Raw genomic sequence first — 10,105 nt, forward strand, 5'->3', positions numbered from 1 at the left:
GCGAGCATGACCGAAGCCCTTGCCGAGACGCCTCCTCCGATCGCCACGCCTGCCAGCGCGCCGGTCATGCAGGCGCTCTCCCTCGACATCACCGGCATGACCTGCGCGGCCTGCTCCGGCCGCATCGAGCGGGCGCTGGCCCGGGTGCCGGGCGTGAGCGATGCCAGCGTGAATCTCGCCACCGAGGTCGCGAAAGTGCGTTTCGAGGGCGACGGCCCTGGCCTCGATGTGCTCCTGGCTGCGGTCGACAAGGCCGGTTACCAGGCCGCGCCGCACCGGCCGCGCGCCGAGCTGCAGGCCGGGCAGCAGGCCGCCGACCGACGCGCCGCCTGGCAGGTGCTGGCCGCCGCGCTGCTCTCGGCGCCGCTGGTGCTGCCGATGCTGCTCGCGCCCCTGGGCATCCACGCGATGCTGCCGGGCTGGTGGCAGTTCGCGCTGGCCACGCCGGTGCAGTTCGTGCTCGGCGCGCGCTTCTATGTCGCGGGCTGGCGTGCGGCGCTGGCCGGCGAGGGCAACATGGACCTGCTGGTGGCGATCGGCACCAGCGCGGCCTGGGGCCTGTCGGTGCAGCAGCTGCTGGCGCATGGCGATGGCCACGGCACGCACCTCTATTTCGAGGGCGCGGCGGTGGTGATCACGCTGGTGATGTTCGGCAAGTGGCTGGAGGCGCGGGCGCGTCGCCGCACCACCGATGCGATCTCCGCGCTGCAGTCGCTGCGTCCCGATCAGGCGCTGCTGCGCCGCGACGGCCAGACGGTGAGCGTGCCGCTGGACGCGGTCTTCGTCGGCGACGAGCTGGTGGTGCGGCCCGGCGAGCGCATTCCGCTGGACGGCACCATTCTCGAGGGCGAAACCCGGGTCGATGAATCGCTGATCACCGGCGAGAGCCGGCTGCGCGAGCGCGCGCCCGGCGATGCGGTGGTGGGCGGGGCGATCAATGGCGAGGCGCTGATCGTGGTGCGGGTGAGCGCGGTCGGTGCCGAGACGGTGCTGGCGCGGATCATCCGCCTGGTGGAGGACGCGCAGTCTCGCAAGGCGCCGATCCAGCGGCTGGTCGACCGGGTCAGCCGGGTCTTCGTGCCGGCGGTGCTGGTGGTGGCCGCCCTCACCCTGCTGGGCTGGGGCCTGGGCACCGGCGAGTGGTCGCGGGCCGTGCTCAATGCGGTGGCGGTGCTGGTGATCGCCTGCCCCTGTGCCCTGGGCCTGGCCACGCCCACCGCGATCATGGCCGGCACCGGCGTGGCGGCCCGGCACGGCATCCTGATCAGCGATGTGCAGGCGCTCGAGACCGCGCATGCGGTCACGCTGGTGGCCTTCGACAAGACCGGCACCCTCACCGAGGGCCGGCCCAGCCTGCGCGCCTGCGAGCCCGCGCCGGGCATCGACAGCCGTCACCTGCTCGCCCTCGCCGCGCGGGTGCAGGCGGGCAGCGAGCATCCGCTGGCGCGCGCGGTCACGCAGGCCGCCGCGGCGGTCGGCCTTGCCGTCGCGCCGGCTGCGGCCGGCGTGCGCGCGCTGGCCGGCCGCGGCGCGTGCGGCGAGGTCGATGGCCAGCGGGTGTGGATCGGCAGTGCGCGCCTGTTCACCGAAGCCGGCGTGGCCGATGCCGGCCTGCAGGCGGCCGCCCAGGTGCATGCCGCGGCCGGCGCGACCGTCTCGCTGGTGGGCATCAGCCCGCCCACGGCCGACGCGCCCGTGCAGCTGGTCGGCCTGCTCGCCTTCGGCGACGCCATCCGCCCGGGATCGGCCCGCGCGATCGCGCGGCTGCGCGCCCTGGGCATCCGCACCGCCATGCTGAGCGGCGACAACCGTGGCGCGGCCGAGGCGGTGGCTGCGCAGCTCGGGGTCGACGAGGTACGCGCCGAGCTGCTGCCCGAGCAGAAGTCGGCGGTGATCGCCGGCTGGCGGGCCGAGGGCCGGGTGGTGGCGATGGTGGGTGATGGCGTGAACGACGCGCCGGCGCTGGCCGCCGCCGACATCGGGCTGGCCATGGCCAGCGGCACCGATGTGGCCATGCACACCGCCGGCATCACGCTGATGCGCGGCGAGCCGGGTCTGGTCGCCGATGCGATCGCGATCTCGCGCCGCACCTGGACCAAGATCCGCCAGAACCTCTTCTGGGCCTTCGTCTACAACCTGATCGGCCTGCCGCTGGCGGCCATGGGCCACCTTGACCCGGTGATCGCCGGCGGCGCGATGGCGCTCTCGAGCGTGAGCGTGGTGGGCAATGCCCTGTTGCTGCGGCGCTGGCGTCCCCTCGCCTAGAGCGGCTGCCCGCCGAGGCGTTCGATCAGGGCCACCAGCGCCGCCCGGTTGAGCTGCGCCTTCACGCCGATGCACACCAGCCGGCCGGCGGGCGCGGCCGCCGGATCGGCGAGGGCGGCAGGGCTGGCGGGGTCGGTGGCGGTGACGGCATCGCCAGGGTCCGCCGCGGGCGCGGGCGACACGCTCACCGAGCCGCCGGCGAGCTCCACCGCCCACGGGCGATCGCCAGGGCCTTGCACGATGCCCTTGGCGCGCTCCAGCCCCAGACCGGGATCGGCGAGGGCATGGGCCAGGTCGGCCAGGTCGACCGGGCCGTCGAAGTGCGCCGACAAGCTGTCGAAGGCGAGGCGGGCATCGCCCGCGGGCCGCGCGCCGGGCCGCCGGGGCCGGCCGCGGATCGGCGCGGGCCGGCGCGCGGCCGTCGGCTCGGCATGCGGGTGTGCCGCGCCCACCGGCAGCGGCGCCTCGCGCGCCAATGCCAGCGGCACGCCGGGCGCGATGCCGGTCAGCCAGGCGCGCACCGCGGCCTCGCGTTCGCGATCGACCAGATCCTCGCGCGTGAGCAGCAGCCGGTCGGCCCGCGCGATCTGCCGCAGCACGGTGTCGCCCACATAGGTGTCGGCCGCGCGTTCGCGCACGGTGTTCAGATCGGCGAGCACGATCACCTCGCCCACCGCAAAGCCGCGGGCCAGGCGTGCGGTGGCGGCCACCGTGCCGGGCAGAGCCACGCCGCTGGTCTCGAGCAGCACCGCGTCGGGCCGCGGCTGGCGGTCATGGAGCCGGCCGAGCGCCGCCACCAGATCGCTGCCGAAGCTGCAGCACACGCAACCGCCGGCCAGCTCGATGACATCGTCGCGCCGGGTGACGATCAGGTCGGCATCGATGCCCACCTCGCCGAAGTCGTTGACCAGCACCGCGATCCGCAGCCCACGGGCGCGGGCCTCGTGCAGCCAGCGGTTGACCAGCGTGGTCTTGCCCGCGCCAAGGTAGCCGCCGATCACCACCAGCGGCAGGGTGTCGTTCTCGCTCATGCCCGCGCCGCCTCGAACACCCGGCCTGCCTGCACCGTGCCCCACACCGCCACCTCGCGGATCGCGGCGGGATCGACCGCGAGCGGATCGTCGTGCAGCACCGCGAAGTCGGCGCGCTTGCCGGTCTCGATCGAGCCGACCTCGCCGTCGAGGTGCAGGGTGTGGGCCGGGCCCAGGGTGACCGCGTGCAGGGCCTGCGCGGGGCTGATCCGCTCGTGGCTGCCCTGCACCCGCCCCGAACCGGTCAGCCGGTTGACCGCGCACCAGGCGGTGAACAGCGGGCTCATCGGCGTGACCGGCGCGTCGGAGTGGATGGCCATGGGCAGGCCGATCTCGAGCGCGCTGCGGCAGGCATTCATGCGCTCGGCGCGCTCGGGCCCCACCGTGGTGGCGTAATGCTCGTCACCCCAGTAGTAGTGGTGATTGGCGAACAGGTTCACCGCCATGCCCAGGGTCTTCATGCGCCGCATCTGCGCCTGGCTGGCGAGCTGGCAGTGCTGCAGGGTGAAGCGGTGGTCGGGGCTGGGGTGGCGGGCAAGCGCACGGGTGAGGGTCTCGATGGCGAGCTCGGTGGCCTCGTCGCCGTTGGTGTGGGTGTGGATCTGCACCCCCTGCGCGAGCGCCAGCTCGTAGGCCTGGGCGAGCTGTTCGGGCGCGATGTACCACAGGCCGTTGGGCGCGCCGTTGTGATAGCCCGGGGGGCGCAGCCGGGCCGAGAAGCCCTGGATGCTGCCATCGGCCACCACCTTCACCCGGCCCAGCCGCAGCCGGTCGGTGCTCTCGGCGCGCAGCGCCGCCGCGCGGGCGATGGTGGCTGAGGGCGGCTGGTCCATCAGGCGCAGCAGCGGCACCAGGCGCACCGGGAAGTCGCTCTCGGCCGTGACCCGCTGCAGCATCTCCAGCGCGCCATCGGGCAGCGGACTGGCCAGGTCGGTGGCGGTGGTGACGCCCTGGCGCACGCACAGCCGCGCGAAGCGGCGCACCGCATCCTCGTCGCCGGCCAGGGCGGCGCGGTCAAGGCCCACGCGATCGGCGACCGCGCCCATCGCCTCGGGGCCCTTCATCTCGCCGGTGGGCAGGCCATCCGTGCCCAGCGGCACGCCGGGATGATCGATGCCGGGCCGCAGCCAGCCGGCGGCCTGCAGGGCGGCGCTGTTGACATTGAGGATGTGCAGGCTGGCATGGGCCACGCCGATCGGCCGGGTGCGGCTGACCTGATCGAGGTCGGCGCGGCTGCAGCGCTGGTTGCCGAAGTAGATCGGGTCGAGGCCCCAGCCGACCAGCGGCGTGTCGGGATGCGGCAGGGCGCGCTGCGCCTCGCGCAGCCGTTCGATCACCGCGGCGATGGAGCGCGCGCCCGGCCAGGTGCGGCCGTCGGGGTCGGTGCGGTCGTGCCAGCCGACATAGACATGGCGCCAGAGCGCGCCTTCCATGAGGTGGGTGTGGCCCTCGACGAAGCCGGGCACCAGCACCTTGTCGGCGAAGCGTTCGTCGAGCGTGGCGGGGCCCCAGCCGGCGAGTTCGGCCGGGGTGCCCGCGCCCAGCACGATGCCCTCGCGCACCGCCACATGGGTGGCCTGTGGACGGGCCGGGTTGAGGGTGTGGATGAGGCGGGCTCGAAACAGGGTGATGGTCATCGGGCGAGTGTAATCGCCCCGGGCGTGGGATCATGGCAGCCTGATGCGGCGCTGGAACAGGCCGGCCCGATGGAACGCGTGATCCGATCATGACCGCAGGCGTCGATGTTCTGGTGGTGGGGGGTGGCAATGCCGCGCTGTGCGCCGCGATCACGGCCCGGGAGGCCGGCGCCAGCGTGCTGCTGCTCGAGTCGGCGCCGCGCGAGTGGCGCGGCGGCAATTCCATGCACACCCGCAACCTGCGCTGCATGCACGAGGCCCCGCAGGATGTGCTCACCGAGGCCTACCCCGAGGAGGAGTACTGGCAGGACCTGCTCAAGGTCACCGGCGGGCTCACCAACGAGCCGATGGCCCGCATCGCCATCCGCGATTCCTCGCGCTGCCGCGACTGGATGCGCCGCCACGGCGTGCGCTTCCAGGAGTCGCTCTCGGGCACGCTGCATCTGAGCCGCACCAATGCGTTCTTCCTCGGCGGGGGCAAGGCGCTGGTCAATGCCTACTACCGCAGCGCGCAGGCGCTCGGCGTGCAGGTGCGCTACCAGGCTGGCGTCAGCGGCCTGCGTCTGCGCAACGGGGTCTTCGAGGCCGCGCTGTGCCAGGGCGAGCCGATCACCGCGCGCACCTGCGTGATCGCCAGCGGCGGCTTCGAGTCCAACCTCGACTGGTTGCGCGAGGCCTGGGGGCCGCCGGCCGACAACTTTCTCATCCGCGGCACGCGCTACAACATGGGCGTGGTGCTGCGCGCGCTGCTCGATGCCGGCGCCGACCGCATCGGCGACCCCACGCAGTGCCATGCCGTGGCCATCGATGCGCGCGCCCCGAAGTTCGACGGCGGCATCTGCACGCGGGTCGACTGTGTGTCGCTCGGGGTGGTGGTCAATCGCGACGGCGAGCGCTTCTATGACGAGGGCGAGGACTTCTGGCCCAAGCGCTATGCCATCTGGGGTCGGCTGGTGGCGCAGCAGCCCGACCAGATCGCCTACTCGATCATCGACGCCAAGGCCGCCGGCCGCTTCATGCCGCCGGTGTTCCCCGGCGAGCGCGCCGACACGCTCGAGGCGCTGGCCGATCAGCTCGGCCTGCCGCGCGAGCGGGTGCTGGCCACCGTCGAGGCCTTCAACCGGGCCTGCCGCCCCGGGACATTCGATCACGCGGTGCTCGATGACTGCCGCACCGAGGGCCTCGCGCCGGCCAAGACCCACTGGGCGCTGCCGATCGACACCCCGCCGTTCTCGGGTTACGCGCTGCGCCCGGGCATCACCTTCACCTACCTGGGCGTGAAGGTCGATGCCACGGCGCGCGTCAGCTTCGACGGGCAGACCAGCCCCAACCTGTTTGCCGCCGGCGAGATCATGGCCGGCAATGTGCTCGGCAAGGGCTACCTCGCCGGCATCGGGATGACCATCGGCACGGCCTTCGGCCGCATCGCCGGCGCGGAGGCCGCTCGTGCAGCGCTTGCTTGAGACCATCGAACTCACCCGCGCCGAGACCGAGGTCGGACGGGTGCTGCAGATCTGCAATGCCTGCCGCTACTGCGAGGGCTTCTGCGCGGTCTTCCCCGCCATGACCCGTCGCATCGCCTTCGAGCGCGGCGACATCCACTTCCTCGCCAACCTCTGTCACCAGTGCGGCGCCTGCCTGCATGCCTGCCAGTACGCGCCCCCGCATGAGTTCGCGGTCAATGTGCCGCAGGCCATGGCCGCGGCCCGCCTCGAGACGTACCAGCGCTACGCCTGGCCGGCGCCGCTGGGCGCGCTGTACCGGCGCAGCGGCCTGACGCTGTCGCTGGCGCTCGCGCTGGCCTTCTCGCTGATCCTGCTGATGGCGCTGCAGGGCGGCCAGGGGCTGTGGCGCCCGCCCAATGGCGGCAACTTCTACGCGGTGTTCAGCCACGGCACGCTGGTCAGCCTGTTCGGCGCGGTGTCGGCGTGGGCGGTGCTCGCGCTCACGCTGGGCATCGTCCGGTTCTGGCGCGAGGGCTGGCGCGAGATCTCGGCGGGTTCGCCGCGGCCCGAGCCCGGAAAGCCCGGCCCGGGTCTGGCGCCGGTCGGCGAGGCCGCGGTCCAGGCCCTGAGCCTGCGCTTTCTCGACGGCGGCCATGGCGAGGGCTGCCATGATGCCGACGATCGCCCCACCCACTGGCGCCGGCGGTGGCATCACCTGACCTTCTGGGGCTTCATGCTGTGCTTTGCCGCCACCTCGGTGGCCACGGTCATGCACTACGGGCTCGGCCAGCCGGCGCCCTATCCGGTGACCAGCCTGCCGGTGCTGCTCGGCATTGCCGGGGGCATCGGCCTGGTGGTGGGGCCGCTCGGGCTGGCCTGGGTGGCGCGCCGCACCGACCCCCGGCAGTCCGATCCGCGGCAGCGCGCGCTCGACCGCGGCTTTCTCGCCCTGCTGTTCCTCACCTCGGTGACCGGCCTCGCCCTGCTCGGCTTTCGCGACACCTCGGCCATGACCCTGCTGCTGGTGGCGCACCTCGGCGTGGTGCTGGCGCTGTTCGCCACGCTGCCTTACGGCAAGTTCGCCCACGCGCCCTTCCGGGTGGCGGCGCTGCTGCGTCACGCGCTGGAGCGTCGGCTGCCCGACCGGCTGCGGCTGGCCGGCGATTGAACGGCCAGGGCCATGCTGCGACAGCTCTTCCAGTTCGACCAGAGCCATCTGCACGCCTTCGAGCGCGAGATCGCCGCTCGCAGCAACCGGCTGGGCGCGGCCTATGCCTCGCTCGCGAGTCTCGCCTACGCGGTGGTGTACTGGCTGATCGGCCCGCCCGAGTTCGTGCCGGTGAATGTCGTCGGCGGCTTGCTGCTGGCGGCGATCGCGCTGCGGCCGCCGGCCAATCCCGGGCTCGGCATCTTCCTGGTGGTGAACCTCGCCCTGGTGGTGCTCGCCTACCAGATGGTGCTGATCGGCGGTCTCATGCACGCCGCGGTCGCGTGGCTGGTGGTGCCCTCGGTGACGGTGCTGATGATCGGCATGCGGGCGCTGGGCATCTACCTGGCGCTGATCAACATCGCCCTGGTCCTGCTGGTGGTGATCGGCAAGCACCTCGGCTGGATCGAGCCGCGGGTGTCGCTGGTGCACGGCGAACTGCAGCTCGCCATCTCGCTGATCGCGGCGCAGGGCCTGGTGCTGCTCATCGGCCTGCTGATCCTGCGCGCCCGTGATCTGCTGATCGTCGAGATCGGCGAGCGCACCCGTCAGCTCGCCGAAGCGCTCGAGCATGCCCGCGCTGCCCGCGCCGAGGCCGAGGCTGCGCGCAACGAGACCATCGCCGCCAGCCGCGCCAAGGAGGAGTTCTTCGCCAACCTCACCCATGAGATCCGCACGCCGCTGGCCGGGGTGGTCGGCGCGGTCTCGCTGCTGCGGCCGGGCGAGCTGCCCGAGAGTCAGCGCCGGCTGGTCGATGGCATCACCTCCAGCGCGGCCGAGCTCGCCGAGGTGGTCGATGCCATGCTCGATCACGCCAAGCTGAGCGCCGGCCGCTTCAGCACCGATCTCGCGCCGCTGCGCCTGGCCGAGCTGCTCGAGTCGCTGTCCTCGCTGATGGCCGACCGTGCCCAGCGCCGCGGCCTGCACCTGTCGCTCGAGATCGAACCCGGGACGCCCGAGCGGCTGGTGGTCGACCGGATGTGGCTGCGCCGCATCCTGGTGAATCTGCTCGCCAATGCCATCAAGTTCACCGGGTCTGGCTCGGTCTTGCTGCGGCTGCGCCTGGGCCGGCCCGACGAGCCGGCGCTGCCGGGCAGCGCCATGGCCCTGGTCGCCGAAGTGACCGACACCGGCATCGGCATTCCCGCCGACAAGCTCGAGGCGGTCTTCCAGCCCTTCGTGCAGGCCGACGCATCGATCACCCGGCGCTTCGGCGGCACCGGCCTGGGGCTGGCCATCTCGCGCCGGCTGGCCGAACTCATGGGCGGCACGCTGGGCGCCACCAGTGTCGAGGGCCGGGGCTCGCGCTTCGTGCTGCGGCTGCCGGTGGCCCTGCCTGGCGAGGCCGCTGGCGAGCATCCGACCCCGGCCGTGACCGTGACGCAGCGGGCGGACGGGCCCGCCGCCGCAGCGGGCGCCACCCGGCCCGTGCAGCGTGTCCTGCTGGTTGAAGACAATCCCGTCAACCGCATGGTCGCCGGCGAGATGCTGTCCATGCTTGGCTGCGCGCTCGTCCTGGCCGAGAACGGGCGCGAGGCGCTGGCCCTGCTTGCGCAGGCTCCGGTCGATCTCATCCTCATGGACCTGCAGATGCCGGTCATGGACGGCATCAGCGCCACCCGCGCCCTGCGGGCGCGCGAAGTCGCGCAAGGCCTGCCCCGCACCCGGGTGATCGCGCTCAGCGGCAACTCCGCGGCCGATTATGGCGATGCCTGCACCGAGGCCGGCATGGACGGCTTCCTGGTCAAGCCGGTGTCGCTCGAGTCCCTGCAGTCGGTGCTGCGCCCTCCGCCGGCATCCGACATCGGCTCGTAGCATGGCGTGGTCAGGCTGGCGGGCTGCCGGCTTTCGCTCACCACCCATGTCCGTCCGACGCTTCGCCTTCGCCTTGTCCGTCGCGCTGCCCGCGTGGTGCGCCACTGGCGCGCGCGCCGAGACCGCGCCCGAGGATCGCGGCCTGTGGGTGCAGTCCACCTATGTGCGGCAGTTCAAGGATGGTTTTTCCGCGCCCTACACCGGCCCGCGCAGCCTGCAGCCGCAGGCCGAGGCGAGCTACTCCTTCACCACCACCGTAGCCCTCGGCTGGCGGCCGGCGCCGGGCCTCGAGCTCTACCTCAATCCCGAGTTCAGCCAGGGCGTGCCGCTGTCGGGGCTCTCGGGTCTGGGCGGCTTCACCAACGCCGAACTCACCCGCGCCGGCAGTCCGCACCTGGCGAGCTATGTGGCGCGCGCCTTCCTGCGCCGCACCTGGGGCCTGGGGGGTGGCGCCGAAACCGTGGAGGCCGAACTCAACCAGTTGCCGGGCAGTGCCGATCGCCGACGGGTGGTGCTCACCCTGGGCAAGCTGCCGGTGATGGACCTGTTCGACGACAACACCTACGCGCACGATGCCCGCACCCAGTTCCTGAACCTGGCCTTCACCACCCACGGCGCCTTCGATTTCGCCGCCGATGTGCGCGGCTACTCCTGGGGCGGGGCGGTGGAATACTTCGACGGTGACTGGGCCATCCGCGCCGGCCG

At 72.8% G+C, this 10,105-nt stretch carries 7 protein-coding genes; 5 read left to right on the top strand and 2 right to left on the bottom strand.

What is annotated here, in order from left to right:
* The first annotated feature begins 6 nt into the window (after nt 1-6).
* Nucleotides 7-2,265, top strand: a complete 2,259-nt coding sequence (locus AC2H6A_RS00280; RefSeq protein WP_484271111.1) for a heavy metal translocating P-type ATPase — start codon at nt 7-9, stop codon at nt 2,263-2,265.
* Here AC2H6A_RS00280 and AC2H6A_RS00285 read toward each other — a convergent pair.
* Together AC2H6A_RS00285 and AC2H6A_RS00290 are read right to left on the bottom strand one after the other, a co-directional pair.
* On the bottom strand, nt 2,262-3,296 hold the full coding sequence (locus AC2H6A_RS00285; protein ID WP_484271112.1) for a CobW family GTP-binding protein: 1,035 nt from the start codon (nt 3,294-3,296) through the stop codon (nt 2,262-2,264). The two genes, AC2H6A_RS00280 and AC2H6A_RS00285, sit on opposite strands and share 4 nt — an antisense overlap.
* Nucleotides 3,293-4,933 carry an amidohydrolase gene (locus tag AC2H6A_RS00290; protein WP_484271113.1) on the bottom strand — a complete coding sequence of 547 codons (1,641 nt, stop codon included), beginning with the start codon at nt 4,931-4,933 and terminating at the stop codon, nt 3,293-3,295. Before AC2H6A_RS00290 ends, AC2H6A_RS00285 begins: the two co-directional genes overlap by 4 nt.
* Nucleotides 4,934-5,022: 89 nt before the next feature.
* Here AC2H6A_RS00290 and tcuA point away from each other — a divergent pair, with 89 nt between their 5' ends.
* From tcuA to AC2H6A_RS00310, 4 genes are all read left to right on the top strand, one after another.
* Nucleotides 5,023-6,396 (top strand): FAD-dependent tricarballylate dehydrogenase TcuA, encoded by a 1,374-nt coding sequence (gene tcuA / locus AC2H6A_RS00295; RefSeq protein WP_484271114.1) that lies wholly within the window; start codon nt 5,023-5,025, stop codon nt 6,394-6,396.
* Entirely contained in the window at nt 6,380-7,546 is a 1,167-nt protein-coding gene (gene tcuB / locus AC2H6A_RS00300; RefSeq protein WP_484271115.1) for a tricarballylate utilization 4Fe-4S protein TcuB, read from the top strand. Before tcuA ends, tcuB begins: the two co-directional genes overlap by 17 nt.
* A gap of 12 nt (nt 7,547-7,558) precedes the next feature.
* Nucleotides 7,559-9,400: an ATP-binding protein gene (locus AC2H6A_RS00305; protein ID WP_484271116.1), complete on the top strand. Its 1,842-nt coding sequence runs from the start codon at nt 7,559-7,561 to the stop codon at nt 9,398-9,400.
* A 46-nt stretch (nt 9,401-9,446) separates the two neighbouring features.
* Nucleotides 9,447-10,105: carbohydrate porin (locus AC2H6A_RS00310; protein WP_484271117.1), on the top strand; the 659-nt coding region annotated here is incomplete at its 3' end.

The organism is Quisquiliibacterium sp. (assembly GCF_982640115.1).